Source organism: Trichococcus flocculiformis (genome assembly GCF_963662535.1).
In the GTDB taxonomy this organism is placed as follows: domain Bacteria; phylum Bacillota; class Bacilli; order Lactobacillales; family Aerococcaceae; genus Trichococcus; species Trichococcus flocculiformis.
Genome location: NZ_OY759718.1, coordinates 2314172 through 2341100 on the forward strand (window position 1 = coordinate 2314172; position 26929 = coordinate 2341100).

Annotated in this window: 27 protein-coding genes; 10 read left to right on the top strand and 17 right to left on the bottom strand. The window is 47.3% G+C overall.

Annotation, left to right across the window (positions count from 1 at the left end; genetic code table 11):
* Positions 1 to 36 precede the first annotated feature (36 nt).
* Complete coding sequence (glgB, locus tag ACKPCD_RS11060; RefSeq protein WP_321433217.1) at positions 37 to 1947, bottom strand: 1,4-alpha-glucan branching protein GlgB; 1911 nt, start codon at positions 1945 to 1947, stop codon at positions 37 to 39.
* A 611-nt stretch (positions 1948 to 2558) separates the two neighbouring features.
* Positions 2559 to 3842 carry an alkaline phosphatase family protein gene (locus ACKPCD_RS11065; protein ID WP_288927201.1) on the bottom strand — a complete coding sequence of 428 codons (1284 nt, stop codon included), beginning with the start codon at positions 3840 to 3842 and terminating at the stop codon, positions 2559 to 2561.
* A gap of 356 nt (positions 3843 to 4198) precedes the next feature.
* Between ACKPCD_RS11065 and ACKPCD_RS11070 the strand changes: the two genes are divergently transcribed.
* Positions 4199 to 5251: an inorganic phosphate transporter gene (locus tag ACKPCD_RS11070; RefSeq protein ID WP_086988229.1), complete on the top strand. Its 1053-nt coding sequence runs from the start codon at positions 4199 to 4201 to the stop codon at positions 5249 to 5251.
* 13 nt (positions 5252 to 5264) lie between these two features.
* Entirely contained in the window at positions 5265 to 5897 is a 633-nt protein-coding gene (locus ACKPCD_RS11075) for a DUF47 domain-containing protein (RefSeq protein WP_086988230.1), read from the top strand.
* 107 nt (positions 5898 to 6004) lie between these two features.
* Here ACKPCD_RS11075 and ACKPCD_RS11080 read toward each other — a convergent pair whose 3' ends face one another.
* From ACKPCD_RS11080 to gloA, 3 genes are all read right to left on the bottom strand, one after another.
* Positions 6005 to 7135, bottom strand: coding sequence for a DUF4349 domain-containing protein (locus ACKPCD_RS11080; protein ID WP_321433218.1), 1131 nt, complete (start codon positions 7133 to 7135; stop codon positions 6005 to 6007).
* Positions 7136 to 7747: 612 nt separating this feature from the next.
* Positions 7748 to 8395, bottom strand: a complete 648-nt coding sequence (locus ACKPCD_RS11085) for an SGNH/GDSL hydrolase family protein (protein WP_288927191.1) — start codon at positions 8393 to 8395, stop codon at positions 7748 to 7750.
* A 9-nt stretch (positions 8396 to 8404) separates the two neighbouring features.
* Entirely contained in the window at positions 8405 to 8779 is a 375-nt protein-coding gene (gloA, locus tag ACKPCD_RS11090) for a lactoylglutathione lyase (protein WP_068561718.1), read from the bottom strand.
* Between the two features lie 147 nt (positions 8780 to 8926).
* Between gloA and ACKPCD_RS11095 the strand changes: the two genes are divergently transcribed.
* The gene (locus ACKPCD_RS11095; RefSeq protein WP_321433219.1) at positions 8927 to 9772 is read left to right on the top strand and encodes a hypothetical protein; all 846 of its coding nucleotides are present in this window, start codon (positions 8927 to 8929) and stop codon (positions 9770 to 9772) included.
* 74 nt (positions 9773 to 9846) lie between these two features.
* Here the strand turns inward: ACKPCD_RS11095 and ACKPCD_RS11100 are convergent, their stop codons facing one another.
* From ACKPCD_RS11100 to ACKPCD_RS11110, 3 genes are all read right to left on the bottom strand, one after another.
* Entirely contained in the window at positions 9847 to 10245 is a 399-nt protein-coding gene (locus ACKPCD_RS11100; protein ID WP_068561720.1) for a cytidine deaminase, read from the bottom strand.
* Positions 10246 to 10391: 146 nt separating this feature from the next.
* Positions 10392 to 11504: an iron-containing alcohol dehydrogenase family protein gene (locus tag ACKPCD_RS11105; protein ID WP_321433220.1), complete on the bottom strand. Its 1113-nt coding sequence runs from the start codon at positions 11502 to 11504 to the stop codon at positions 10392 to 10394.
* 23 nt (positions 11505 to 11527) lie between these two features.
* Positions 11528 to 11989 carry an S-ribosylhomocysteine lyase gene (locus ACKPCD_RS11110; RefSeq protein ID WP_068561722.1) on the bottom strand — a complete coding sequence of 154 codons (462 nt, stop codon included), beginning with the start codon at positions 11987 to 11989 and terminating at the stop codon, positions 11528 to 11530.
* Between the two features lie 180 nt (positions 11990 to 12169).
* On the opposite strand from ACKPCD_RS11110, the gene ACKPCD_RS11115 reads away from it, so the two are divergent.
* Together ACKPCD_RS11115 and ACKPCD_RS11120 are read left to right on the top strand one after the other, a co-directional pair.
* Complete coding sequence (locus tag ACKPCD_RS11115; protein WP_321433221.1) at positions 12170 to 13081, top strand: AEC family transporter; 912 nt, start codon at positions 12170 to 12172, stop codon at positions 13079 to 13081.
* A gap of 24 nt (positions 13082 to 13105) precedes the next feature.
* The gene (locus ACKPCD_RS11120) at positions 13106 to 13732 is read left to right on the top strand and encodes a carbonic anhydrase (RefSeq protein ID WP_198143334.1); all 627 of its coding nucleotides are present in this window, start codon (positions 13106 to 13108) and stop codon (positions 13730 to 13732) included.
* A 245-nt stretch (positions 13733 to 13977) separates the two neighbouring features.
* Here ACKPCD_RS11120 and ACKPCD_RS11125 read toward each other — a convergent pair whose 3' ends face one another.
* The 7 genes from ACKPCD_RS11125 to aroF all read right to left on the bottom strand — a co-directional run bounded on the left by ACKPCD_RS11125 (position 13978) and on the right by aroF (position 21098).
* On the bottom strand, positions 13978 to 14535 hold the full coding sequence (locus ACKPCD_RS11125; protein WP_321433222.1) for a hypothetical protein: 558 nt from the start codon (positions 14533 to 14535) through the stop codon (positions 13978 to 13980).
* 95 nt (positions 14536 to 14630) lie between these two features.
* A complete protein-coding gene (locus tag ACKPCD_RS11130) occupies positions 14631 to 15164 on the bottom strand; it encodes a transcription repressor NadR (RefSeq protein ID WP_321433223.1) in 534 nt (177 codons plus the stop codon).
* Positions 15165 to 15276: 112 nt separating this feature from the next.
* On the bottom strand, positions 15277 to 16422 hold the full coding sequence (gene pheA, locus ACKPCD_RS11135) for a prephenate dehydratase (RefSeq protein ID WP_321433224.1): 1146 nt from the start codon (positions 16420 to 16422) through the stop codon (positions 15277 to 15279).
* 23 nt (positions 16423 to 16445) lie between these two features.
* Entirely contained in the window at positions 16446 to 17543 is a 1098-nt protein-coding gene (gene aroC, locus ACKPCD_RS11140; RefSeq protein ID WP_086988238.1) for a chorismate synthase, read from the bottom strand.
* A complete protein-coding gene (gene aroA / locus ACKPCD_RS11145; RefSeq protein WP_321433225.1) occupies positions 17540 to 18835 on the bottom strand; it encodes a 3-phosphoshikimate 1-carboxyvinyltransferase in 1296 nt (431 codons plus the stop codon). The genes aroC and aroA overlap by 4 nt, the downstream gene beginning before the upstream one ends.
* A gap of 56 nt (positions 18836 to 18891) precedes the next feature.
* Positions 18892 to 19965 carry a 3-dehydroquinate synthase gene (aroB, locus tag ACKPCD_RS11150; protein WP_068561729.1) on the bottom strand — a complete coding sequence of 358 codons (1074 nt, stop codon included), beginning with the start codon at positions 19963 to 19965 and terminating at the stop codon, positions 18892 to 18894.
* Between the two features lie 107 nt (positions 19966 to 20072).
* Positions 20073 to 21098, bottom strand: a complete 1026-nt coding sequence (aroF, locus tag ACKPCD_RS11155) for a 3-deoxy-7-phosphoheptulonate synthase (RefSeq protein ID WP_321433226.1) — start codon at positions 21096 to 21098, stop codon at positions 20073 to 20075.
* Positions 21099 to 21551: 453 nt separating this feature from the next.
* Between aroF and aroE the strand changes: the two genes are divergently transcribed.
* The 5 genes from aroE to ACKPCD_RS11180 all read left to right on the top strand — a co-directional run bounded on the left by aroE (position 21552) and on the right by ACKPCD_RS11180 (position 24601).
* Entirely contained in the window at positions 21552 to 22361 is an 810-nt protein-coding gene (gene aroE / locus ACKPCD_RS11160) for a shikimate dehydrogenase (protein WP_086988242.1), read from the top strand.
* Between the two features lie 18 nt (positions 22362 to 22379).
* Positions 22380 to 22910, top strand: a complete 531-nt coding sequence (locus ACKPCD_RS11165; RefSeq protein WP_086988243.1) for a shikimate kinase — start codon at positions 22380 to 22382, stop codon at positions 22908 to 22910.
* Positions 22894 to 23754: a prephenate dehydrogenase gene (locus ACKPCD_RS11170; RefSeq protein WP_321433227.1), complete on the top strand. Its 861-nt coding sequence runs from the start codon at positions 22894 to 22896 to the stop codon at positions 23752 to 23754. Before ACKPCD_RS11165 ends, ACKPCD_RS11170 begins: the two co-directional genes overlap by 17 nt.
* 159 nt (positions 23755 to 23913) lie before the next feature.
* Positions 23914 to 24357 carry a GNAT family N-acetyltransferase gene (locus ACKPCD_RS11175; protein ID WP_321433228.1) on the top strand — a complete coding sequence of 148 codons (444 nt, stop codon included), beginning with the start codon at positions 23914 to 23916 and terminating at the stop codon, positions 24355 to 24357.
* A gap of 19 nt (positions 24358 to 24376) precedes the next feature.
* Positions 24377 to 24601 (top strand): hypothetical protein, encoded by a 225-nt coding sequence (locus ACKPCD_RS11180; protein WP_068561735.1) that lies wholly within the window; start codon positions 24377 to 24379, stop codon positions 24599 to 24601.
* Positions 24602 to 24698: 97 nt separating this feature from the next.
* On the opposite strand, the gene ACKPCD_RS11185 is transcribed toward ACKPCD_RS11180, so the two are convergent.
* Together ACKPCD_RS11185 and ACKPCD_RS11190 are read right to left on the bottom strand one after the other, a co-directional pair.
* Positions 24699 to 25703 (bottom strand): PfkB family carbohydrate kinase, encoded by a 1005-nt coding sequence (locus tag ACKPCD_RS11185; RefSeq protein WP_321433229.1) that lies wholly within the window; start codon positions 25701 to 25703, stop codon positions 24699 to 24701.
* 324 nt (positions 25704 to 26027) lie between these two features.
* Positions 26028 to 26801 carry an IclR family transcriptional regulator gene (locus tag ACKPCD_RS11190; protein ID WP_321433230.1) on the bottom strand — a complete coding sequence of 258 codons (774 nt, stop codon included), beginning with the start codon at positions 26799 to 26801 and terminating at the stop codon, positions 26028 to 26030.
* Positions 26802 to 26929 lie beyond the last annotated feature (128 nt).

A 26929-nucleotide genomic window follows, 5' to 3' on the forward strand; every position in this document is an offset into this window, starting at 1 on the left:
TGCCTCTTCCCTTCCCCTCCTTCTCATCGTATCTATCTATTTATTAACACCAAAAACGCGTTTTGGTTTGATGAACAAAACTCCTAATGCGGGTAATGTGAATTCGATCGAGAAAGGCTGACGGTTCATACCGTCCAGGCTGGTGATCATCTCTGGAAGATTTTTTGTCCAGGTACCGCCGAATTCCTGCATTTCAGTATTCAGCAATACTTCGTAGTGGCCTTCGTACGGCACGCCTACCTGGAATTTGCGTCGCTCGACAGGCGTGAAGTTGCACACGACAATCAGAAAATCGCGTGGTTTATCACCAGTTCTTATGAAAGAAAGGACTGACTCCTGGCTATTATCCGCGTCAAGAATCTCCAGACCCGTATTTGCATCATCGACTTCATGCAAAGCTTTCGTATCTTTGTAAAGATGGTTCAAGGTTTTGATGTAATGCTGGAACTCCGGATTGAACTCGTTGTTCAGGACACCCCATTCGATTTGATCGTAGAAGCGCCATTCCAGGAATTGACCGATTTCATTCCCCATGAAGTTCAATTTTTTGCCTGGGTGAGCCATCATATAGGCTTGCAGCGTCCGTAAGCCCGCAAATTGCTTATAGCGGTCTCCCGGCATTTTGGCCAAAAGGGATTGTTTCCCGTGGACCACTTCATCATGAGAAATAGGCAGTATAAAGTTCTCATTGAAAGCATACATAAACGAAAAGGTGATCAGGTTGAAATTGTCTTTTCGGAACAAAGGATCCATTTCGAAGAAGCGCAAGGTATCATTCATCCACCCCATATTCCATTTATAGTTGAACCCAAGCCCACCTGCCTCGATCGGTTTCGTGACGTTGGCCCAAGCAGTACTCTCTTCCGCGATCATGTATGTGTCCGGCTGGCGTTCGAATACTTTTGTGTTCATCTTCTTGAGGAATTCGATTCCTTGGCGATTGTGATTGCTGCCATCCTCATTCGGTGTCCATGGACCTTCATCATAGTCAAGATAAAGCATATTCGAAACGGCATCGACACGGATTCCATCAAAATGGAACTCTTGCAGCCAGAAAATGGCGTTCGAAATCAAGAAGCTGTGCACTTGTGCTTTTCCCAAGTCAAAATTCAATGTCCCCCAACGGTTGTTGATGGCGCGATTCGGATCGGCATATTCAAAAGTCGGTGTACCATCAAAATAGGACAACGCATAATCATTTTTGCAGAAATGGCCGGGAACCCAATCCATGATGACGCCGATTCCTTCTTTATGCGCTTCTTCCACAAAATCCCTCAGCTCAAGCAAATTCCCGTAACGCGCAGCCACCGCGAAGTACCCGGTGATTTGATAGCCCCAAGAAGCTTCCAACGGATGTTCCATCAAAGGCATGAATTCGATGTGCGTGTAGCCCATTTCCTTCACATATGGAATCAAGGTTTCAGTAAGATCTTTAAAGGAATACCAGCTGCCATCATCATGCTTTTTCCATGAACTGAAATGCACTTCATAAATGTTAAGCGGTTTTTGATAAATGGACTTTCTTTTTTTGTTTGCCGCCCATCTGCCGTCTTTCCATTTTTTCTCAGGCATGTCAAACACAACTGACGCGTCTTTTGGAGGAACTTCATACGCGAAAGAATAAGGATCGATTTTATATTTTTTCTTGCCGTTTTTGTCTTCGATATAATATTTGTAACAGTCTCCTTGCGCAGCAGCCCCCGTAAAATGCGACCACCCTCCGGTCTTGCCGATTTTTTGCATTTCTACGGGTTTCCATTCAGTAAAATCCCCGACCAAGGAAACAGTTTTTGCATGGGGTGCCCAGACTGTGAAACGCCATCCTTCAATCCCATTTTCGGTCCGTTGTTTACTTCCTAAAAAGCGGTAACTTTCAAGATGTTCCCCGATGTTGAACAAATACATCTCTTTTTCCAACTCTTTAAGTATGTTCATTTTTGCACTCATCCAGACACTTCCCTTACAATTATATTGCTGTAACAAAACGATCCAATAATGATTTATTAAATCATGCCAGGCCCTTTCATTAATATATATCCATAATACCATTTTAAAGATGATTTTGCCATAATTCATAATAAATATATTGAAACTCAACGTGTTTTATAACAGTAATAATCTATCAGCCATAATCGATTTTTTATACAAACACAACATTGTAAACGCTATACTAACGTAAGCTATAAATATCACTTTGTAGACTTCCACTGACTCCTAAAAAATGAGTAAAAAGTTAGATAATGATGAGAAACGGATCAAAAAAGCTTGTTGCAGCAACACTCTGATAATCTCCCTTTATAAACAGAAACAAGAAAACATACAGAAAAAGTTTGTTTTATATTTCCCATTTAATAATTTGAGAATCTCCAAAATTGTTGCCGCTTACATATACAAGGAAGAAAAAAACTGTTTTGCGAAGATTGTGGCATAATTTTTACAATTCAGGATTATTTTTACTTGATATTTACAAACGTTGAAACAGTGGGCTTTGACTTAAGGCACAACTTCCGGTGCACCCCCAATTTAATCGGAATCTTAAGAGGATTGAATGCTACTGATTACAGAAATATTTTGTTGATGATCCTGCCATCAGTAGCCTCCGGAAATTTCAATCCGATTGCATGCAACAAGGTCGGCCCTTCATCTATCAGCCTGCCCTTTTCCACAACTGCATCTTTGTCGATGCCGGGTCCGGAAACCATCAGCGTCGTGGCATATTTTTTCTTTTTTGGACTGAAGCCGTGCGTTGCGCTGTGTAATTTTCTGTCGGGAAGATTTTTGGCGGTACTTTCCATGAAAGGATAGAGCACATCGCTTTCGAAATAATAACCCGGCTTTGCTTCCAGAATGAAGAGACAATTCTCATCCGCTCCCATTTTTCTGGCTTCTGCAGCCGAATAAATGGTCTCGACCCTGTCTTCGATACCTTTCAATGCATCCAGGATCATTTTATTGGTGACACTGAGATCTTTCCGGTAAATATAGCAAGCCCCATCTGCGGCTTTTGCCAGCACTTTCCAGTCCTTGATATTCCTTTTGCGATCAATCGTCTGCCACCCTTTATCCAAAAATAAGTAATTTGGGCGAATGACTGTGTGCGTATCGATCTGGTAATGATCGCCCATCACTGCCAACACGGTATCTTCATAAATGTTCATTTCCTTCATTGCATCAATGATCTGTCCGAGATGGCGATCCATCCTGATAACAGCTTCTTTTGCTTGATCGCTCAAAACGCCATACTCATGGCGCATGCTGTCCAGATCCACCAGATGGACAGCCAACAGATCCGGCTGCTTCGTCTTGATTGTATCGACCGCTATCGCAGTCACAAATTCATCCAATTCCGGCTGGGCTATCCCGTTCCGCAATGAACCATATTTTTTATTCATCTCCAGCGCATATTTTGTGCTGGAGGCAAAAGCAGAAACCATCACCTGGTTTTGCCAAGACCTATTCGGAAAAATTTCAGCTAGATTGTAATCGATGGAAGGGCTTTTCCCCGTGACCGGCCAAAGCAAAGTGCAGATTGTGTATCCCGCCTGCTTGGCGACATCAAACATCGTTGCCTTCTTTATTTCTTTGGCGTACCAATACCAGTCGGGTGACTGCCTTTCCGGTTGCCGATGGGTATTATGGATGATTCCATGACGGTTTGGATTCATCCCTGTTGCAATTGAAGTATGCGCTACGTATGTCAAAGATGGATAGACCGACTCCACTTCTTTGACGCGTGCGCTTCTGTTAAAAATTTCCTGGAAATGGGGCAGCGTCTTGGCAAATTCTAAGTCACTGGCACCAAATGCATCTAATGAAATGATATACAGTTTTCTTTTTACCATAATATATACCCTCCTATCCTACTATTTTACCATATATCAGAACCCGCATGGATACCGCAAAAGATTTAATTTCAGTATTCTTGCGAATGTGACAGCATTCATTTCGGAAGCGTCTTTCAAAAACGAAAACAGTAGTCTATTGTTCACTGCTTTTCTTTCAAAAAAAGCTATTCTAATTTTGTTCAGGAAGGAGTAGAATGTATATTGTTCATCATCTAACAATAAGATAGCGGACTCACCAAGCTTGCTGCCTCTGCCCAATAAGGAATCCGGCTGTACTTTGCAGCCTTCCGAAATGAAAGCGGATGGTTTCATTTAATTGAGAACGCTACGAAGAAAGCGTGGAAGTGCAATCTATGACAATTACATTTTCGGATTTTATCGACAGCATCCAGACGAACCCTATTCTTTTGATCATAGTGGTATTGACTTTGGGTGTGATTTTAGTGAACGGTTGGACCGATGCTCCGAACGCAATCGCAACGTGTGTATCCACCCGATCCATCGCTCCAAAAAAAGCCATTCTTATGGCTGCCGTATTCAACTTTCTGGGCGTGTTCGTGATGACATCCATCAACGCGACAGTTGCCCAAACAATCGCAAATATGGTCGATTTCGGGAACGACCCAAAACTTTCGATTATCGCTCTCTGTGCTGCTCTTTTCGCAATCGTGCTTTGGGCAACGGCAGCCTGGTATTTCGGAATTCCGACCAGCGAAAGCCATGCGCTCATTGCAGGCATTTCAGGGGCTGCGATTGCACTTCAAGGTGGGTTCGGCGCCATCAACGGATCAGAGTGGATCAAAGTCATCTACGGTCTGTTCCTCTCCACCATCTTGGGCTTCGGCTTCGGATTTGCCGTATCGAAGATCACCACCACAATCTGCAAAAATAAGCTGCGGCAAAAAACGGGGCCTTTTTTCCAAAAGGGACAGGTCTTAGGAGGAGCGGCGATGGCCTTTATGCACGGCGCTCAAGATGGTCAAAAATTTATGGGGATTTTCATGCTGGGAATTTTCCTTGGCCAAGGAAATAGCGATACAACGCAATTCATCATCCCACTTTGGCTCATGATTCTCTGTTCATTCGTGATGGCCTTAGGTACGTCCATCGGCGGCTATAAAATTATCAAAACCGTGGGCATGAACATGGTTAAGTTGGAAGGTTACCAAGGCTTCAGCGCGGACGTCGGCGCGGCAGCCTGTCTTTTACTCTCTTCCATCTGGGGATTACCGGTCAGTACCACACATACAAAAACAACTGCCATCATGGGCGTTGGGGCTGCCAAAAGACTATCATCGGTAAATTGGATCACGGTTAAAGAAATGGTGTGGGCTTGGGTACTGACTTTCCCGGGCTGTGGTCTGGTCGGCTATCTGATGGCGCTAATATTCATGAATATATTCTGAGGAGATTGCAATTATGCTTAAGAGAAAAAAAACAAAAGAATACAGTTACTATCAAGAATTTATCGAAGTTTCCGCAATGGGCGTTGCCGCAGCCAAGCTGATGACCAGTATTTTGAATGACTATAATCTTGAGACTCTGGAAGCACGGCTGAAGGAACTGCACGAGATCGAACATGCAGCGGATCAGAAGAAACATGAGATGATGAGCTACCTGTACAGTGATTTCCTGCCTCCACTCGAACGTGAGGATATCATCAACTTGGCTGGTGAATTGGACACAACCATCGACACAATCGAAGATACGCTCATCCACATCGATATTTATCAGATCAAAGAAATCACGCCGGAAATGCTGAAATTTATGGACATCATCGAAAAAAGCGCATTGAGTCTTGACGAAGCCATCAACGACCTGAAAAATTTCAAGAAATCAAAAGTGATCAAGGATGCCATCATCGCAATTAATCGCCTTGAAAAACGGGGAGATTCCCTGTATACTCGTTCGGTCAAAAAATTATTTGTCGAACAGAAAGATGCACTGGCGACAATGGCGACGACGAACATTTACGACCGGTTCGAACGGGCTACCGATTCCTTTGAGGCTGCGGCCAATGTCATCGAAACGATCGTCCTGAAAAATTCATAATATTTTTTTGATTATGCAATCCGCATAGCCAAAAATAAAGAAGCAGCTACCGAATCCGCTGAGATTCGATGGCTGCTTCTTCTGTTTCATAGGCGTGCTTGCTGAATTTAAGGTTCCAATGGGTCTTCCTTATCGCCTTCTTCAGTCGCATTTCCCTTTGTGTCTTCATTTTTTGCTGTCGGAGTTTCCGGAATGGGTGGCACGACATCTGTCGGCGATGCCGGCGGTGTCACTGTGGTCTTGGATGCAACAGTTGTTCCTCCCGGTTTTCTTGGGTGGGTCCGGTCAAACCGTTCTTTCCGGCGCGCTTCGATCCGTTTTCTTTCCAGAAGCTGCTTTTCAGCTCTTTGTTTGCCCCAAATCGTTTTACCGAACAGTTTTTTGATTACCCATAAAAGCAACAACAACAATAGAACGGCTACAAAGAAGGGCAGTGCATAGATGAACCAGATTGCGGCATCCTGCAACCAATAGTAGAAGGAATAAAGCGAATCGGTGAACGCATCCTTGACGCGACCCCAGAAAGGCGTCGATCCGCCTTGGTTATTCGAGATGCGCGAACGCTCGGAAACGGTCAGATACAAAGCCGTATAGTCGATCAAGTCATCGATGTTGTTCAACTCAGCCTGAAGTACTTCCCTTTCGGATATGGCAGCACTGAGACTGTCTTCGATAGCCAGGATCTCCTCGACTGTTTCTGCTTGATCGAGCAGCGCCAACAAACGCTCTTCTTTCCTTTGCAGTACGCTGATGCGCGTTGTTGTGTCCTCGTAATATTGCGTCACGTCCTCATTGCCCTGCTGCTCGCTGACTTTTGTGCCCAAGCCGCCCTCCAGATCATACAAGAAGGCCGTCACGGAATCTTTCGGGATTCTTATCGTATAACTGCCTTGGCGATAGCTTTGGCTCAATGAAGAGGTAGTATAGAACATGTCGCCGCCGCTGGATTCGTAGGAGTACTCAACATAGGCCCCGTACTTACCGACAATTTCCTTCAGATAAGCGATGGAATCATCATATTTCAACGTTTCATAGGAAAGGTGGACGGTGGTCACTACCTTTTCGCCGATAAGCAAACCCGCTCCTACTTCTCCATCCATTTTGGATATTTCGGTCGTCACGTTGTCTACTCCGACAGCGTCCTGTTGCGAAACACTCGTTTTTTCCGTCGTTATGAATGAACAACCCACCAGCGAGAATGACAGCAGCGATAGTATCAATAATTTCAGTTTTTTCAATTGAGGCGCCTCCAATCTTTCCTGAATTTCCTACTTAGATTATACCGCAATGAGGCCGCACCGCCTAATAAAGCCCTTGCAGGTTTGGGGTCCGGCTGTGGTTGATTTAGTTGGCTTGGCTGGAGAACATCTGAAGAAACCGAAGGACCGAGCGCTTCTCCGGTGAAGCGGCCTTTATCGGAGGTGGTAAGACTTTGACGTTCCCTCTTCCGGCGAAGCGATCTTCGCAGAAGGAGCGGTTCTTTGGCGGTCGTCAGCTCCGGTGAACCACTCCTCGCCGGAGCTGACGGCCCCCGCCCCACTACTGAAACCACAAAAAGAAAGGGCCGGAAAGGCAAACACCTAAGTGTTCATCTTTCCGACCCTTTCTTCTGATACGGCATGGGTAAACCCATGGATGGGACTGTTCACAGCAGTCACCATCAAACATCCACATCCTGTGGTTGTGCAAGCACGTATGTCCCGTTTGATTTGCAATCACTTCGCCGCTTGCGCGGAATGGGCGAACCCACCTGATTGCTCGTCGCCTCATCGCATGTAAAACATCTTATCATGCAGAAACCAAGAAAGCAAGTCTTTTCTTTTAGTTGCATACACCTGACGAACTGGCCCTTACTTTTTGCCCCCCTGGTCAAATTGCTTCAGCCAAGCATCGGCGATGAGCTGGTGGCCTTTTTTGGTCGGATGGACGCCGTCATTCGATAATGTTTCATAGCCATCGATAGCACCAATTGCATTCAGATAAGCATCCAACCCAATCCATTCAGCATCGAATTCTTCGGCTAGGCGTTTGACGATTTCCTGTTTCGGATCCAAATCAACCCGCCAAGTTTTGCGGTCTTCCGGATAAGGGAAGACAAAGGGCTCCATCAGAATGAGCCGTGCATCCGACTTTTTCCGCAAGGAGGCCAGCAAGTGGCGGTAATGCATCTCGAACTGCTCAGCCCCCGCCTCGGTCGCGAACACCGTTTCATCGCCGACATTGTGCCACGTATCATTAATGCCAATCAACAAAGTGACGACATCGGGTTCGAGCGAAACACAGTCTGCGTGCCATCTTTCCGCTATGTCCAAGATTCGGTTCCCGCTGATGCCGCGGTTGATCAGCTGGTAGCGTTCGGAATCATCCCTGTCCGCAAGAGCCTTCGCTATCAAAGCTACATAGCCTTTTCCCAACGAATCAGGATTGTTTCGGTTGCGGCCGACGTCGGTGATGCTGTCGCCGATGAAAAGCAATTTCCGCTTGGTCGTTTTCTCCATAAGGCCCTCCTAATTGTTCTGGATGACTTCGACCTTATAGCCATCCGGATCGGTGATGAAGTAATATCTTACTGAAGAATCAGGCAAACCTTTATAGTCGGTCACATTGAATCCGGCTGCCACCTGTTTGTCATGAAGGGCTTCAAATTCGTCCACCCCGATTGCGATATGTCCATAACCGTCACCGATGTTGTAAGGTTCGTGATCGTAATTGTAGGTCAGCTCCAACTCATAATCATCGCCTTCCAAGCCTAAATAGACGATAGAAAATTTGTGCTCAGGGTAATCCAGCTTCTTTTTCTCGCGGAAATCAAAAGCCTCTTTGTAGAATGCAATCGATTTGTCCAAGTGCTGCACGCGAATGCAAGTATGTAACATTTTCATTATGCTGTCATTCCTCTCATTTATACTGTCTTTATCATACCGAATTATTGCCTCCAATACAAAATGTTTGTCGGAAAAATAACCTTGCTATATCCAACAAACTGAATTATTCTAGAAGTTAGTTACTAGCGAGAAGGAGAAAATCCAATGAAGATATGTATCTATTGCCATAATCGCATCCCGAAAGAAGCTTTAATCTGTCCCATGTGCGGGTCGGATGTTTCTGGTTCGGAAGCGATCCCTCAAGATGCGTTTTATCAGTCCACTTTGTTCGAGGAGTCTACAGAACATATTTTAGATGTTACGGCTGATGATGAAGCATACTCAGAAGCGACTTCGCGCGCTGAAAAACAATCCTTCACTTTTAATGATGCCAAACATAAAGCCACCCGCTACATCCGTTTTCTGTGGAAAAAAATGAAAGACCCCGCGGAGACCAGAAAATCACGCAGAGAAAGTCACAACCTTTACGGTTACTTCACCTTCGTCCTTTCAGCATTGCTTTCGGCCGGATTAGTGACGCGCATTGCAGTCGCATTGACAAAACAATATGACCTGCTTTCGCAGATTTCCTTGTTGCCGTCCGTCACTTTTCAAATCGAACCAGTTGTTTGGTTCATGAAGAATTTCCTGCTGTTCCTGACATTCTATTATCTCTATCCCCTATTGGCGTATCTGATCAAAACATTCTTTTTGCACAGACGTCATGCCTTACACAACTGGATGACGCAATATGCGGGAATGAACGCTTTTGGCTTGTTGCTGTTAAGCGCTGCGTTTGTGATTAGCCTGATTGCCCCAATTTTGATGGCGATACCGGTGCTTTTACTGTTTTTGGTTCATCTATCCAGCTATCTGGTGACATTCATCGCAAGCCTGTACCAAACAATCAATGAAACCAAACGGGATACCCTTTACCTTTGCCTCGGCGGCATCAGCGCTCATTTGCTGCTGGTGATGACGTTCGCCTACTTGCTGTTTCTGAAAATGTAGGATCACAAAACGACGCATCCGCTCCAAAACAAAACAACTGCTGCCCACCTTGGACTGGTGGGCAGCAGTTGTTTTTACATATTTAATTCTGTAAAGGCATACGGAACCAGTTCTTTGATCGTCAGATCCTTGATTTTCCCGTGCTTGTTGGATAGATAGACTGGTGTTTCATAGCCGCACAACTCCACCATCACCTGTCGGCAGATGCTGCAGGGCGGGAGGAATGTATCTGTGTCGCCCGCTATGGCGATGGCAGCTACATCCTCTTTACGGTAGCCTCGTGTCACACCTGTGAATAAGGCAGTCCGTTCTGCGCAGTTGGTGGCGCCGAAGGAAACATTTTCCACATTTACGCCTTCAATCACTGCCCCGTCCTTGTAGAGGACTGCCGCCCCTACCGGAAAATGCGAATAAGGGCTGTATGCATGCTGCATGGCGACTCTTGCTCTGGACACTAATTCTTCACTGTTCATCGACGTTCCCTCGCTTATCATATATGGGTATTTTTCTGACGGTAAATGTTCGTGTTTACAGTATACCGATTATTTCAGAATTTGCCAAATCGAAAAGACCAGCAACCCGGTTAGAACAGTGGACGTTCGAATACTGAGCGCTTGGATCAAAGTTTCGGCAAATTCGCCATGTACTTATCAAGTGCTTGAATTGCTTCCGCCATCAAAACGGCAGTGACTTCATACGGCAGGCCGTGCACCGGTGCTTCAGGTTTGGTCGACAGACGGGCGATTTCCATGATGTCTTCTGCATCCAGTCTGTCCAAATGCAGATCAGAAAGGCTCTTCGGAATATCTAGATGTTCATAGAACGGGATAAGATTGTCGATTTCCGCCCATTTCTTCTCATAAGCCAATTGCACCATGATGCCATAGGCTACTTTATGGCCGTGCAGGAAATGATGCGATTCGGGGAAATTAGTGATGGCATCGTGGATTTCATGGGCGATTGTCGTACGCGCAAAAGCGTCACCCATCCCCCCGACCATTCCGCTTATGGAAGTGATCACTTCCGTCAGTTTCACAAAAGCTTCCGTCACTTCGCCTGCTTCCAGGCTCGCGATCGCCAATTCAGCGTGATCCAAAATGCTTTGTCTGCAGATAGAAGCTGCTTGGCGCGCCATCATCAGCATCGGCTGCTGCGCATTCTCAGGCAGCGAAAGGATTTCATCCGATTCGTACCATTTGGCCAGCGTATCCGCCAATCCGGCCACAAAGAAATCCTTCGGCGAATCGATGATCAAGCGCGGTTCCAACAACAAAAGCGAAGCTTGTTGCTGCAGGAAATCATAGCGGATAAATACGCCTTCCTCAGTGTACATGACACTCAACGGCGTCCAAGGCGCGCAATTGCTCGCCAATGTGGGAATCATCACACTCAGGATGCAACCCGCTTTCGCGGCAGCGTATTTCACGGCATCCATGATTTTTCCGCCACCGACACCGATGATTGCATCGCAATCGTTTTGTGAAGCCAAGCGGACAATGCGATCGACTTCTTCATAACTGCATTCTCCCGAAAAAGCCACTTCAGAAATCGAAAAGTCAGTTTTGTAGAGAGCTTCAAGGTACGGGCGGGCTTTTTGCCAAGATACGGCTCCATGCACAATCAAAATATTTTTTACGAAGCGTTCTTCCAAACGTTTCGGTAAAGTCGACAGAACACCCTCTCTGCATTCGTATTCTTGCGGTCCTGTTCTTACGATCAATTCTTTAGTCATTGCAGATTCTCCTTTCTCGTTATCTAGACTGTGCGCGTGAAAGGGTCGCGGCTGATACCGGCTGCCAACACTTGCTTCGCGTATTCTTGTGCGCCGAACAAGGAATGATCGCGGTAATTTCCGCATTCCTTTGCGGTCGTTGCCGGAACGACTGTCGTTTCCAATACAATCTGCAGCACTTTTTCCAAAGCAGAAGCGATTTCTTCCGGAGTATGTTCACCCCAACAGATCATGTAAAACCCGGTACGGCAACCCATCGGTGACAAATCGATGACGCCATCCACATAATCACGGATATTGATCGCCAAAAGGTGTTCCAAGGTGTGCAGAGCCCCTGTCGGTAAAGCATCCTGGTTGGGTTGCACAAAACGCAGATCGAATTTTGTGACGATCGCTCCCGTTTGGTGCACTTCATAGCCTGCTTGGCGGACATACGGAGCCTTCACCAAATCGTGGTCCAATTCAAAACTCTCTACTTTAGCCATTTATATTTCTCCATTCCTCAGCTCAACTCGCTGTTGTTTGTTTTACGATGCATACCAGTACATTATACTAGACATTTATGAGATTTTCCTTAAAATTATATCACGTGGTGTGTTATCATGTTAGGAAAAGAAAAAAGACTGAACCTAAGTTCTCGTAGACGAAAGGAGTGCCGCACCACTTTGATAAGCATCGTTTTTCAACAATTGCTGACCATGTTCAGCATCATGTTCTTTGGTTTTCTTCTGATCCGATCAAATGTCATCAACAGCGAGGGTACGCGTCAGATATCGACCATTCTTTCCCTGTTTGTGATGCCTGCGACTATGATCACCTCGTTTAACGCCGATTTTGACGCAAAGCGGTTGAAGCTGTTGTTATGGGCGACTTTAGCGGCTTTTCTGACGATTTCCATCCGCGCAGCCATTGCCCATGTGCTGCTGAAAAAAGAGGATCGCATCGATAAATATGCCACAATTTTCCCGAATGCTGGCTTCGTCGGTATACCATTGGTACTCGCGACGGTGGGCTATGAGGGCGTCTTTTTCATGTCCGGCTACATCATGGCAAACAACGTCACCCAGTGGACTTATGGCCAATATCTGATATCCGGCGACAAAAAAGCGATGACGCTGCGGCAAACCATCCTTAATCCCGGCATGATCGGGGCTGCCATCGGTTTGTGCATCTACATTAGTCGCCTGCCGGTACCTGAGTTTCTCTGGAAGTCAGTCGACAGCTTGGCAGCGTTGAATACACCACTGGCCATGATCATTCTTGGTAGCTACATCGCCAACAGTAATTTTTCGGAATTATTGGCGTTCCCGAAAGCGTATTGGACTACTTTCCTCCGTTTGATCGTCACCGCCCTCATCTCGATTGGCATCATTTATTTGCTGCCAATCGATGACTATATGGTGGAAATCGTCCTGACTATCGCTTCCTGTGCACCGGCTGCAACGAATACCGCCATTCTTGGCCGGCTGTTCGGCGGCGACTACGAATATGGAGCGCGTCTCGTAGTATTGACCACTTTATTGTCCTTATTCACCATCCCGATCATCGTGCAATTCGCACAAGTGTTGTTCGGATAATTATTTCAGAAAGAAGGTATGAGCTTGGATAAGTTATTAAAAGGTATCGTCAATTTCAGGAGGAGGGATTTTGAATCTCATCGTGAGTTGTTCAAAGGATTAAAAAGTTCCCAAAAACCTCATACCCTCTTCATTTCCTGTTCCGATTCACGCATCGATCCGAACATGATTACCGGAACGTTGCCAGGCGAATTGTTCATCATCCGCAACATCGCCAACATCGCTCCGCCTTACCGGGTCTCTTCGGAATATTTGGCGACGACATCCGCCATCGAGTACGCTGTGCTCGCACTTGGCGTTGAGAATATCATCATCTGCGGCCATTCGAACTGCGGCGGCTGTGCTGCTTGCCTGTATCCCGAGGGTAAACTGGATGATTTGCCGCATACGCGCAAGTGGCTGGAACTCATTCACCCCGTCCGCGATCGTGTACTGAAAGAAATTCCGGAATCCGAACCCGAGGCGCGTGCCTGGATGATGGAACAAGGGAATGTCTTGGAGCAGCTGAAACATTTGATTAGCCATCCTTACATCGCCGAAAGGATGGAGGCCGACAAGCTACAGATAAGCGGTTGGCACTATATCATAGAGACTGGCGAAATTTTCATCTATGATCCCAACTTATGCGAATTTTTGCTTGCGAATGGTTAAGGTTTGCTAAAGCTTGCATGGCACGCATCAGGGAGGCTGAATGATTGGCTGTCGGTTATCTGGCTGGCTGTGGACACGGAACAGTCGACAGATGGCTGCTTTCTCGGCTGTTCGCGATGAATCATGCTCAGAATGCCCGACAGCCATGGCGGCAGCTGTTGTACTCTTCAGACACCCCAATAATAAAAGGACGCATCCGGTACTTGAAGCCGGATGCGTCCTTTTTATTTCATTCATTTTCCGATCTACACCGAACGTACAGGCAGGGCTTTTTTCCCGACTGTTTTCCAGACGACTTGGGCCAACCAGTAATCGACCATGCTGTGGATGACGGTTCCTACGCCTACCAACAGCATGACGGAAGAAATCAGACCTTTATCATAGTACGCTTCCGTAAGGTTTCCTGCAAAGTAGAACAGGCTTACGACAATGACCTCACAGCCAGCATGCAATACACCAAGAACGAAGCTGAACAGCAATGATTTTTTGATGTCATGAGCCATTTCCGGATGCTCTTGGATATATTTTGCGCCGACATAAGAAAAGATCATATGCGTTGCCGCACGCAGAACTACGACCAACGGAAAGCCTCCTAACATGAAGCCGACAGCTGTTCCGAAGGCAACCGCAACCGCAATGCCTGGCGAGAGGAACATAGCAATCATCGTTGCCACATGGCTAGCCAAGGTGAAGGATGCCGGTTCCAGAATAATTTTCAAAGGGGAAATCATCGGTATCAGAATCCCTATCGCAATCAGTAGAGCAGCTATCGTAATGTGTTTCGTTTGTGTACGTGTATTCATTCGGCCAATCCCTCCAAAGATGTTTACAACTGTCTTGACAGTTGTAATATATTATATAATCTTTTCAGGAGTTGTCAAGCTTATTCTCAGGTAGCTTACCCGGAATACAGGATTCCCGCTTCCTGCAGTTCCATTTTGATGCGCAGGAAGGTTTCTTCATCGTTACAAGCAAGTGTATGCAGATGCACGCCACCTGTCAGCGAAGACAGCATCGCCGCTTCGTTTGAGGCAATTCTTTTCATAAAATCGATGACATCGTGGCGCGATCGAATATGCAGTTCTCCTGTCAATGTGCCATAGACAGGATGCTCGACTTGAACGTCAACGACCTCGCCACCGTTGTCTACGATAATGTTCAGTTCAGTGACTGTATCGGATTGCGAATGCTGACAGGCAATTTTCCCCGTGAACAGGCTGCCTTCACCTGTAAAGGCACTCGCGGATAGATAGCCTCGCGGTGTTGCCAGGATTTCAATCCCTTTGGCACGGATCAATGCGATATCCCCCACGATGACCTGACGGCTGACCGATAATCTTTCAGCCAGTTGGGTGGCGTTCACCGGTTGATCGCTGGCTTCCAATAATTTGATGATTTCATTCCGTCTCTCTGCTGCTTTCAATAAACTCACCCTTCCCTAACGCTTTCTCTTCTTAATAGTACCCATTTTTGATCTGGACTGCAAGATTCGAAAAACAAAAAGCCAGCAACGCACCGCACAAGGCAGGTATTGCTGGCTTTTCTTATTTATTTTCCGTTGCGGCGATGTAGCAGCCCAATAAACGGAAATAGACGCTGCTTCGATGGATGAAGCGCAGGGCTTCGTGGACGTTTTCATCGGAGATGTTGCCTTCAAAATCCAGGTACAGCAGGTATTCCCACTTTTCCCCTTCGACCGGGCGGGATTCGATTTTGATCAGATTGATATGATACCTCGCGAAATGACGCAGCAGCTTGAAAAGCGTGCCGGCCTGATTGTCCAAGGAAAATACTACACTGACTTTATTGCAGCGCGGATTCGACTCAAGATCTTTGCCGACGATGATGAAGCGCGTTGTATTTTCACTTTGATTCTGGATGCTCTCCGCCAAAATGGAGAGCCCGTGGATCGCTGCGGCTCTTCTGCTGGCGATGGCACCCTTGTGCACATCGCCGGAATCCTTCACCATTTTGGCGCTGTCGGATGTGCTGTGGAATGGAATCTGACGCCACTGTTCATGGTCCTTGAAATAATCGGTTGATTGCTGGAAGCCTTGTGGGTGCGAATAGACTTCCTCTATCTGATCAAGGCTGGTCTCTTCCAGGCCGATCAGATGCTGTTCGATTTTGACGTATTGCTCGCCCACTATGGAAAGTCCATATTTGTACAACAGGTCGAGCACTTGTGAAATCGCACCAGTAGAGGAATTTTCCACAGGCAGAACACCATAATCGATTTCTCCGTTCTGGATACCTATAAATAATGATTCGAAGGTATGGTAGTTTTTCGGATCCACAGGCGCTTCTTTAAAATAAGCCAGCATCGCTTCTTCGCAGAAGGATCCCGTTTCCCCGAAATAACCGATCTGCGCCTGCTGCTTTGGTTCGTGGATTGCAAAAATCTGCTCATAATCGTTCGCGGCTGCCCGGATATCCTTCTGGACCTCCTTCGAAAGATCCATGATCGTATCCAGGAAATGATGGGTCTGCACCGCAAACTCCTCACTCTTCAGATGGGTAAGATTCTGTTCCACTACACGCTGCTCCCGGCTTTCATCAAAAATGGGCAAATCGTGGGCCCGCTTGTAATTACCGATAGCCTGGGAAAGCTGCATCCGTTTCTCGAACAGCGCCACTAGCTCCCGGTCAAGAGCATCCAACTCTTTACGATAGTCTTCTAAATCCGTCATACTCGCCTTCCACTCCGTTCATCCTAGTCGTATTTGTAGAATTTTGAATCCAACAGCAGATCCAGGATTGCGATCGCCGTCACGGCCTCCAATACAGGGATGGCGCGCGGTACGATGATTGGATCGTGTCTGCCCTCAACCGATAATTCAGCAGCCGTTTTGTCTTCGATATTGATGGTTTGCTGCACCTTTGTGATGGATGCTGGCGGCTTGATGGCAACTTTGTAGATGATCGGCATGCCGTCCGTGATGCCCCCCAAAATACCACCGTTATGGTTCGTACGGGTCTTGATCTGATCGCCGTCATAGTAGTAGGAATCATTCGCTTCCGATCCCAGCATCTCTGCGATACCGAAGCCGCTTCCGAACTCCAATCCTTTGATGGCAGGCACGGAGAATAGAATGTGCGCCAGAACGGACTCAACGGAATCAAAGAATGGGTTGCCGACTCCGGCTGGGATGCCCAATACGCAGATTTCCGCAGTACCGCCGACGGAATCGCCGCTGGCTTTCGCTTCGCGGATCAGATTACGCATCTCTTCTTCAAGCGACTCGTTCAATAAAGGCAGTTCTTTACCGGCAAAGCTCTTCAGCATTTCAGGTGTGACTTCCGTATTAAGGAAGCTGTCGTCCTGGATTTTGGCAACGCTCTTGACGTGGCCGCCGATGGTGATGCCTTGTTTTTCAAGCAATTGCTTCGCAATCGCACCAGCAAATACTAACGGTGCCGTGATTCGGCCCGAGAAATGGCCGCTGCCGCGGTAATCATTGAAGCCGTCGTAACGGACATATCCTGGATAGTCGGCCTGTCCGGGACGCATCAACTTCTTCATCTGGCTGTAGTCCTTGGAGCGCGTATCGCTGTTGCGGATGATCGCCGCAAGCGGGCTACCTGTCGTCATGTCGTTGAAGTAACCGCTCAAGATTTCAGGCTGATCTTTTTCTTTCCTTGGCGTCGTCAAAGCTCCTTGGCCTGGCGCTCTCCGTTTCATTTCTTCCAGAACTTTATCCATATCTATTTCATGGCCTGGCGGCAGACCGTCGATGGTGACACCGATTGCGGACCCATGTGATTCTCCGAAAATGGATACCTTTAATTTATTCCCAAATACACCACTCATTGTATCTTGCCTCCTATTGCTTTATAGTCTTCCCAAAAATCCGGATACGATTTTGAAACGCACTCGGCATCCGTGATCGTGATCGGCTGTTCGCACACTGTCGCAGCGATCGCCAACATCATGGCGATGCGATGGTCTTTGTAGCTCCAGACCGTCTCTTTGCCCTTCAGCGATTTAACGCCATGGATCAGCAGGCCTTCCGGCAACTCTTCGATGTCAGCGCCCAGTTTCTTCAATTCGCTGGCTGTTGCTTGCAGACGATCACATTCTTTGATGCGCAGTCTGCCGGCATTGATGATTTCCGTTTTGCCTTCGCTCAGACATGCTGTCAACGCGACGACCGGAATGATGTCGGGGCATTGCGACGCATCGATCAGCGTACCGTGCAGCCCATTTGTCGCGGTGCCGATCAGGCCATTGCTTTGCTTTTCGAAAGAAACGCCCATCGCTTCCAGAATGGAGACGACAGCGCGATCGCCCTGCAGCGAATCCATCGAGAGATCGTCCACCAACAAGTCGTTGCCCAATGCATCAGCGCAAAGGAAGAAGGCCGCTTGGGAATAATCCCCTTCGACGCGGTAATCCGTCGCTTTGTAGGACTGTCCTCCCGAAATCCGGAAGAGTTGATGGCCAACGTTTTCGATGGTCACACCGAAAGCACTCATGACCTCCAGCGTTAAATCGATATAGCCGATTGATTCAAGCGGCGTCGTGATTTTGATGACCGAGTCTCCATCCAACAACGGTAAGGTGAACAAGAGACCCGTTATGAATTGTGAGCTGACATTCCCAGGAAATGAGAAATGACCCGGTTTCAGGTTGCCGTCCACTACCAAATCAAGTTCGCCTTCAGTCGGTTTGTAAGTGATACCTTGTTCCTCGAAAATATCGTAGAAGATCGTCAATGGACGTTTGCCCAGATTCCCTCTGCCGACGAAGCGGCTCGCGCCTTGGAAAAGTGTCGAAATCGGCACAACAAAACGCAGCGTCGAACCGGATTCATTGCAGTCGATCAGGTGCTCAGCGGTCGTTGCGCTCTCAGCAACTTTTGCTTCTGTGACGTATTGGCCCGCGCCGGTGATCGTCAAGGCGCTGCCTTCCTGCTCAATGATTGCCCCGAATGCCTTCATGGCCTCTATAGTTGCGATGATGTCATCCGAAAGCGCGATGTTGTCGATTTTGCAGGTGCCGTCGGAAAGTGCGGCACAGATGACAGCTCGGTGCGCCAAACTCTTTGAAGGCGGGACAGTCACTGTTCCCGATAGCTTATGTGGCTGTATCGTCAAATCCATGGTAATCCTCCTGTTGTTTCGATTTTATTTCTGCTGTTTCTTCTATAGTATTCGTTCTACATGTTCTCCAGACCATCAAAGAAGGCGATGGTTTCGTTCTGTACGTAGCTGTTTCCGATTTCCTTCAACAGGATCACTTTCAGATGGTTGTCCAAATTCTTTTTGTCCAATGTCATGATCGCCAACAAGCTGTCCAAGTCGAATTCCCCTATGTTGAGCTCCGTAGGCAATCCGACTTGTTTCGCCAATGCTTTGATGGCAGCTGCCGTTCCCGGTTTGGTGAAGCCTTTTTTCTCGGAAAGACGTGTGATGGCGACCATGCCGATCGCGACCGCTTCTCCGTGCGAGTATTTCGAATAATGGGTGTACGTTTCCAAAGCATGGGCAATTGTGTGGCCAAAGTTCAGCAGCATCCGTTCGCCGGTATCCTTTTCGTCCTCTTCCACGACTCTGCGCTTGATGTCGCAGCACGTGTAGAGGATTTTTTCGATGTGCGCCATCAACTCTTCACGGGTATGCAGTGTCTGCAAGAAACTGAAGAATTCAGCGTCCTTGATGCAGCCGTACTTGATGACTTCGCCTAGACCGTCACGGAAAAAGTGATCCGACAACGTGTTCAGCATTTCCGGATCGATGAATACTTTCTTCGGTTGATAGAAAGCTCCGACCAGATTCTTACCTCTTGCCAAGTCTACGCCGACCTTGCCTCCGATGCTGCTGTCCACTTGAGCCAATAAGGAAGTCGGAATCTGGATGAATGGGACACCGCGCAGGAAACTTGCAGCTGCAAATCCCGCAAGATCCCCGATGACGCCGCCACCCAAGGCAATAATCAGTTCACTCCGATTCAGTTGAAAATCCAATAATTGGTCATAAATCTGCGGCAGCATCTGAAAGTCCTTCGTCTGCTCACCAGCTGGCAAGACAACCACAAGCGTCTCGTAACCGGCAGCTTGAAGCCCTTCTTCCAACTGTGCTCCGTAATGCGCATTGACGTTGTGATCCGTGATGACGGCAATCTTCTTACCGCTGTATATCTTCTTGATTTCTTGCGGAAGACGGTGACGCAAGCCATTCTCAATCAAGATCGTATAGCTGCTTTTGCCGAGTCCTACATGTAATTCAGCCATTGAATCACTCCTTATTCAGATTAGGTTAAAAGAAAAACGGAACGGGTTCTTTCCAGGCTTACCCGTGAAGCTAGCCAACGCATTGAAATGCGCCGAAAGTGTTTCCTTTATTTTACCGCATCCAAATGCTTTCCTTCAATGGCAATCAACTGTTTTACGACAGCCATCAACTCATCGAACTCATTCGGGTTCAGACACTGTTGGCCATCACTCCATGCGTTCTCAGGATCGTGATGGATTTCGACCATCAGGCCGTTCGCGCCGGACATGACCGCCGATTTGGACATGGATGGCACGAGGTAAGCAGAGCCGCCCGCGTGGCTTGGATCGATGACGATCGGCAAGTGGGATAATTTCTGGATGACCGGAACGGCTTGGATATCCAAGGTATTGCGTGTTTCCGTTTCAAATGTGCGGATGCCGCGTTCGCAAAGGATGACGTTTTCGTTCCCTTCGGACATGATGTATTCAGCAGACATCAACCATTCTTCGTAAGTTGCGGACAGACCGCGCTTCAACAGGACAGGCGTCTTTGTTTTGCCGACTTCCTTCAACAGATCGAAATTCTGCATGTTGCGGGCCCCGATTTGGATAAGGTCGACATCCGCTTCGAATTCATCAACGAATTTCGTGGACATCAATTCGGTAACGATCGGCAAGCCAGTCGCTTCCTTAGCCAATTTCAACAAACGCAAGCCTTCCAATTCCAATCCTTGGAAGCTGTATGGGGATGTGCGCGGCTTGAAGGCTCCACCGCGGAGGAAGTTAGCACCTGCTGCTTTTGCGCGTTGCGCGATGCTGATGATTTGTTCTTCACCTTCAACGGAACAAGGCCCTGCGATCACTCCAAAGTATCCATTACCGATACGCTGTTCGTCAATTTCGACGACTGTATCGTCCGGATGGAATTTACGGTTTGCTTTTTTGTAAGGCTCTTGAACTTTCAACACGCGTTCGACGATATGATGTTGCTGGATGGTGTCCATCGATACTTTCGAAGTGTCCCCTACCAAACCCAATATCGTCATTGTTTCGCCGACTACCGGACTCACGATGACCCCTTTGTCTGTTAAGCGTTTTGTCAGTTCGTCGATTTCCTCTTTTTTGGCCGTTTTCTTCAAAATGATGATCATGTCTTGTTCCTCCTAGTATGTTTTTGCTTTAAAAAAATAAAAAGCGGTACCCATATGATATGAGCACCGCGTTAAGCTTCGTTATCCAAAAATGCTGTTGCCTGACGATTCGTCCTGCAAACTATTTTCCGCATCCCCTGATGTTTCTCATATTCGCTCTATGCAATTTTTTCCAAACAAAATATCCAGCGCTAAAATAGAAGCCCCAGAATGTAAAGTATGTAAAGTAAAAGTTTGTTTGTAAAAGATTGATAGCATGCGTGGAACCCATCGGATGACCTCTTCTCTTGTGTATCATTTAACCAGCTGAACTCATAATGAAAACGACTGATTTCCATCATTATAACAAACGCTCTAATCATTGCAAGAGTTTTTTAATTTTTTTTTAATTTAATCTTGGTATTGAAATTTAGATGGCGATAATCTACACTTTCCTAAAAGGAGTGAAACCTGATGCAATTTTTCGGACTATTCGGCGAACATTTGAGCCACAGCTATTCAGAAAGGATCCATTCGACTTTTTTTGATCTGATCGGAATGAATGCCGGTTATAAACATATTGAATTATCCCCTATCGAACTCGAAGCAGCGATAGAAGGAATCCGCGTGCTTCAGTTCGTCGGAGTCAACGTGACGATTCCCTACAAACAGACGGTGATGCCTTACTTGGATGAGATTACCCCCGAAGCGACGCGCATCGGTGCTGTCAACACGATCAAGGTAAAAGAAGGTAAACTGTACGGTGCTAATACCGATTATTATGGATTCGGAACTATGTTGGCTTCGCACAGCATCGCAGTCGAAAACCAGACGGCAATGGTATTGGGTTTCGGAGGTTCGGCAAAAGCTGTCGTTCTATACTTATTGGATAATGGCATCAATAACATTATCATCGTTTCACGGAAAAAAGGCGCTCTCACCGATATTCCGGACGATCCGCGCATCTCCTTGATGAGTTATGATGAGATAACGGACATCTCAGGCGATCTGATCATCAACACGACACCGCTCGGCATGTTCCCTGACAAAATCGGCATCAGTGCGGTACCATTGGAAGTGATCTGTCATTTCAGTGCGGCAGTAGATCTGATCTACAACCCACAGGAAACCGAATTCCTCCGTTTGGCAAAAACAGCCGGCCTGAAGACCTGCAATGGATTGGAAATGTTGGTGCACCAGGGAATCAAATCCCAGGAAATCTGGCTGGAACGGCCTTTCGAACTTGCAGTGAACCAAGAAATCTATGACAAAATCACACAATAACGGGAATAGGTGAAGGATTTGGGAAAAAATATCATCCTGATCGGAATGCCTGGTGCAGGCAAGACGACTTTAGGTAAATTATTAAGCAATATAACCGGTTTCCGTTTCATCGACTCGGATGCCTTCATTGAGGAGAAGACCGGTGAGAGCATCACCGACCTCTTCCAGATTGGAGAGGACTATTTCCGTAATATCGAATCGGATGCCTATAAGGAAATTGCCGATTCCGAAGATACGATCGTGAGCACAGGCGGCGGTGTCGTCAAACGCAGTGAAAATATCGTGGCTTTGAAAAAGAGCGGAACAGTCTATTATATCGACCGCGCAGTCGAAGACATCACGCATGACATCGAAGTTTCTCATCGTCCACTCTTAAAGGACGGCCTGGAAAGGCTCCATGCGCTGAAGGCCGAACGCGAGGCCTTGTATCAAGACGCTGCGGATTTCGTCGTCAAGAACGACAAACCGTTGGAAGAGATCGCCGCTGAAATTGTTGCGTGCCACTTTGGAGCAGGAAAGGAAGGATCAGCCCATGACAACCCTCAATAAGGAACTAAACATCACGATCGTCGGTCTGGGCGTAATCGGCGGATCTTTCGCGATGGCCCTTCACGATGCCGGCTACCGCAATCTTTACGGGGTCGACATCGACCAAGCGACGCTGGACAAGGCCAAAGCGCAGCGACTCATCAAGGAGGGCTATCAGGATGGCAAAGACATCCTACCGCAATCGGATTTGGTGATTTTTTCGCTCTATCCCCGTCTGGTGCACGACTTCATCGTTACCCATAAGCAGTACTTCAAGCCGGGCTCGATTCTAACGGATGCGACGGGTGTCAAAAAGTTCTTCATCGAAGATATCCTGTCGGTTTTACCTGACTCAATCGACTTTGTCTTCGGTCATCCGATGGCCGGACGTGAAAAAAAAGGCATCGATTTCGCCAGTAGTTCCGTCTACAAAAATGCGAATTACATCTTGACACCGCTCCCTTCCAACAAAGAGGAGAACCTTGCTTTCATGGAAGCTTTGATCATGGAGATGGGCTTCGGGAGGGTCACGCGTATCTCTGCCGATTACCATGATGAAATGATTGCTTTCACCAGCCAATTGCCGCACGCGATCGCCGTAGCTTTGGTCAACAGCGATGTCGAAGGCCGCGAAACGGAGAAATTCACTGGTGATAGTTACCGCGAGTTGACTCGGATCGCTAAAATCAACGAAGAACTGTGGAGTGAACTTTTTCTTGAGAACAAAGAGTATTTGCTGAAGAGCATCCAGACCTTCGAGGACCAGCTTGACTTGATCAAAGCGGCTATCAAGAACGACGACAGTGTTGCCCTGAAGCAGCTTTTCATCAAGTCCACCAAGCGTCGGGAAAGGTTTGACAGATGAACTTCGTGCCAAATTGAATATATGCCTGATCTGAACAGATGTCCTTGCGATGTCTGTTTTTTTATGATTTTTAGGTTCGATGATCACACGTAAGTTGCGCATCTTTCTGATGTCGTCTAAAATGATAACTACGAGTTCAAAAAGAAAGAGGTGTCAAATATGATACAGATACGGAACCTTTCAATAGATAATATCGAAGCCGCGCTTGCATTATCAGTCGATGATTGGCAGCGCAAATACGTCCGGCCGAATGCGGAAATGATTGCGCTGGCCTATGTCGAACCGCAAAAAATGTTCCCGATTGCCCTGTATGCGGATGAAGAAATGATCGGCTTGGCATTCGTCAAAAAAGAGCAAAAGGCTGCTATCATGACGCTCGAACAGATTATGATCGGCCACCCTTTCCAATCCAAAAGTTTTGGTTCCGAAAGCCTCCGGGAAATCGCAAAATGGATTGAAACGCAATTCAGCTGCTCGCTGCTGCAGGCATCCGTCCAGATCGGCAACCAATGGGGGCGCGGGGCACTTGAAAACGCTGGATTCATGAAGCGCGGCACGGATCTCGAAAAACGCGAAATCGAAATGATCTATATCATCAAATAAAAACAATGGGGGATACAAAATGAAACCTGGACAATACGAAGCATACATCAAATGGCGCGACAGCATGGTCGATTTTTCGGAGGACCTCGGCGAGGATGAGGCGGCGCATACACTCATATGGGCTGCCTCAGATCCGGAAGCCCGCGATGACTTCAATCTGTTGTTGGCTTCCATGACGCTCGACCAAGTGAGCTACCATGAAATGAAGCAGATGGAGCTGCAATACGACAGCGAATTCATCTGATTTCGAAAGCAGCCCTACTATGTAGCCGAAAGAAAAAGACAAAAGGCAAGCATCCGGTTTTTTGACCCGAACGCTTGCCTTTTTGATATCCATTTTTTTATCTTTTGATCGCACCAGACTCCGAATTCTTGAAGTCTTCCACTTCTTCCGCGGAAAACTGGTTGCAGTCTCCGTGGATCGTGTGTTTCATGCTGGATGCAGCAATCGCGAAATCGACGGTATGCTCGGCTGTATATCCGGAAAGAATCCCGTGCAGAATCCCTGCCGCATATGCATCACCGCCGCCGACCCGGTCAACGATCGGTGTGATCGTGTGCACGTTCGAAAAAGTGGTTTCCCCGTTACGCCACATCGTCCCTTGGAGTACATTGTGGCTGGCGGAATGGACCTGACGGATAGTGGAGTAGAAGACTTTGATGTTCGGATATTTTTCCGCCATCTTCTCATAATAATACGTCACATCTTCCTGCTCGCTCGTATTTTCCGGAATCCCCATCAGATACAAAGCATCCAATTTACCCGCGGAAAGATAGTCGGTCAACGGTAAGACCTGCTCCAGGAAAGCCCCGCATTCGGCCTGCGTCCATAGTTTGGCACGGTAATTGATGTCGAAACTGACTTTAATGCCGCGTCTATTCGCTTCACGCACCAACTCGACCGACCACACTGCCCAATTTTTGGTGAGCGCAGCCGTCACGCCGGAAATATGGAACAGGTTGACATCCTCGAACAGCTCATCGAAATCCCATTCCAAAGCTTCCATGCTGGAAAAACTTGAATGGGCACGGTCGTAGACGACGGAAGCCGCACGTTCCCCTACGCCGCTTTCCAAATAATAGGTACCGAGGCGTTCGCCGCCCTTTTTCAGCAAGGCCGTACAGATTCCGTAACTCTTCAGATGCTTGCGGACCGCAACACCAAGCGGATTGGCCGGCACTTTGCTTGCGAAAGCCACTTCATGCCCGAAATTCGCCAGACTGATGCCGACGTTCGCTTCCCCGCCGCCGTAATGCCCTGTGAAATTTGTGGAATAGGTCATCAATGTTCCTGGATCTGTAGATAGGCGCAACATGATTTCACCCAATGTCAAAATTTTACTCATCTTTTCGCACGCTCCCGATTATATTATTAGTTTTCATGAACGCGGTTACATTCTTCTTTCCGGTATGATGCAACCGACCTGAAATGCAGGACATAAAACCCGCGTAGTTTCCATATAGGAAATACTGTTTTCTTTTAGGAAATACTTTGGTTTCATTATACGGTTTCCTTTTGGTTATTTCAACACCTATGTGAGCGAATTTCTATTTTATTGACATTCGAACTGCAGACCGTCACCTACAAACGCGAACACCAAATCAAAAATCATACCATCCTAAACCAAAAAAACTGCCTCGCTTGAGACAGCTCCGTCCTTCTTCAATTGTCAGCCAAAAGTTTTTGTCTTGCTCAATTCGGCCAGCAGGTTCTTTTTCGTTTCCAGCACTTTCGCGATGGTCTTCTCGCGATCGAAACGGTATTTCGGTGTGCTGACACTGAACGCGCCATAGAGTTTGTTATCGACCACAAGCGCAGCCCCGATGCAGATGACATCCAGATCGTTTTCTTCATCATCGGTCGCAAAACCGGCCATCCTAACGTTCCTGATTTCCTCTTTCAAAACAGCGCGATCCGTTATGGTGTTCGGCGTGTCCGCAATCAGTTCGACTCGCCCCAGATAGGCCTCCAACTCCTCTTCACTGAACATAGCCAGCATCGCCTTGCCCATGGCCGAACTGTAGAGATGGTTGGTGTTGCCGATCCGGGAATTGATGTTCGCGATCGCTTTCTGTGTCTCCAACTTGTTGACGTAGAGGACCTCATCCTTGTCCAGGATACCTAAGTGAACCGTTTCATCCAGCCCGGCCTGCAGATTCCGCAGATAAGGATCGGTGATTTTGATGATGTCCAGCTTCGCCAGCCGGTTATTCGCATGGCGGATCAGCGCGCTGCCCAAGGTAAAACGCTTCGTCTGCTCATCTTTTTCCACGTATCCGATCAAAAGCAATGTGTCCAGAATTTTCAATGCCGTCGGACTGGATAGACTCGTGTTGGCTGCAATGGCGGCTAGGCTCTGGGCTTCTTTGCTGTTTGATAGATGATCGATGATCTTAGCGGCTTTCAGCAAAACTGTTCCGTAAGGTTTTTTCTCTTCTTCCATTTTTTGACACCCCTCAACTGTTTCCTATTTAGAAACAGTTTACCCCAAAACGAACATTTCGTACAGAATCATTTCCAAATAAGCAACACCAAAAAAGACGCCCTGTAAAAAAGAGCGCCTTCGTGTGT

Bases quoted from the DNA above. Each gene is read 5' to 3' on its own strand.
- glgB (WP_321433217.1), bottom strand. From the start codon at position 1,947: ATGAGTGCAAAAATGAACATACTTAAAGAGTTGGAAAAAGAGATGTAT.
- ACKPCD_RS11065 (WP_288927201.1), bottom strand. From the start codon at position 3,842: ATGGTAAAAAGAAAACTGTATATCATTTCATTAGATGCATTTGGTGCC.
- ACKPCD_RS11070 (WP_086988229.1), top strand. From the start codon at position 4,199: ATGACAATTACATTTTCGGATTTTATCGACAGCATCCAGACGAACCCT.
- ACKPCD_RS11075 (WP_086988230.1), top strand. From the start codon at position 5,265: ATGCTTAAGAGAAAAAAAACAAAAGAATACAGTTACTATCAAGAATTT.
- ACKPCD_RS11085 (WP_288927191.1), bottom strand. From the start codon at position 8,395: ATGGAGAAAACGACCAAGCGGAAATTGCTTTTCATCGGCGACAGCATC.
- gloA (WP_068561718.1), bottom strand. From the start codon at position 8,779: ATGAAAATGTTACATACTTGCATTCGCGTGCAGCACTTGGACAAATCG.
- ACKPCD_RS11095 (WP_321433219.1), top strand. From the start codon at position 8,927: ATGAAGATATGTATCTATTGCCATAATCGCATCCCGAAAGAAGCTTTA.
- ACKPCD_RS11100 (WP_068561720.1), bottom strand. From the start codon at position 10,245: ATGAACAGTGAAGAATTAGTGTCCAGAGCAAGAGTCGCCATGCAGCAT.
- ACKPCD_RS11105 (WP_321433220.1), bottom strand. From the start codon at position 11,504: ATGACTAAAGAATTGATCGTAAGAACAGGACCGCAAGAATACGAATGC.
- ACKPCD_RS11110 (WP_068561722.1), bottom strand. From the start codon at position 11,989: ATGGCTAAAGTAGAGAGTTTTGAATTGGACCACGATTTGGTGAAGGCT.
- ACKPCD_RS11125 (WP_321433222.1), bottom strand. From the start codon at position 14,535: ATGAATACACGTACACAAACGAAACACATTACGATAGCTGCTCTACTG.
- pheA (WP_321433224.1), bottom strand. From the start codon at position 16,422: ATGACGGATTTAGAAGACTATCGTAAAGAGTTGGATGCTCTTGACCGG.
- aroC (WP_086988238.1), bottom strand. From the start codon at position 17,543: ATGAGTGGTGTATTTGGGAATAAATTAAAGGTATCCATTTTCGGAGAA.
- aroA (WP_321433225.1), bottom strand. From the start codon at position 18,835: ATGGATTTGACGATACAGCCACATAAGCTATCGGGAACAGTGACTGTC.
- aroB (WP_068561729.1), bottom strand. From the start codon at position 19,965: ATGGCTGAATTACATGTAGGACTCGGCAAAAGCAGCTATACGATCTTG.
- aroF (WP_321433226.1), bottom strand. From the start codon at position 21,098: ATGATCATCATTTTGAAGAAAACGGCCAAAAAAGAGGAAATCGACGAA.
- aroE (WP_086988242.1), top strand. From the start codon at position 21,552: ATGCAATTTTTCGGACTATTCGGCGAACATTTGAGCCACAGCTATTCA.
- ACKPCD_RS11170 (WP_321433227.1), top strand. From the start codon at position 22,894: ATGACAACCCTCAATAAGGAACTAAACATCACGATCGTCGGTCTGGGC.
- ACKPCD_RS11175 (WP_321433228.1), top strand. From the start codon at position 23,914: ATGATACAGATACGGAACCTTTCAATAGATAATATCGAAGCCGCGCTT.
- ACKPCD_RS11180 (WP_068561735.1), top strand. From the start codon at position 24,377: ATGAAACCTGGACAATACGAAGCATACATCAAATGGCGCGACAGCATG.
- ACKPCD_RS11185 (WP_321433229.1), bottom strand. From the start codon at position 25,703: ATGAGTAAAATTTTGACATTGGGTGAAATCATGTTGCGCCTATCTACA.
- ACKPCD_RS11190 (WP_321433230.1), bottom strand. From the start codon at position 26,801: ATGGAAGAAGAGAAAAAACCTTACGGAACAGTTTTGCTGAAAGCCGCT.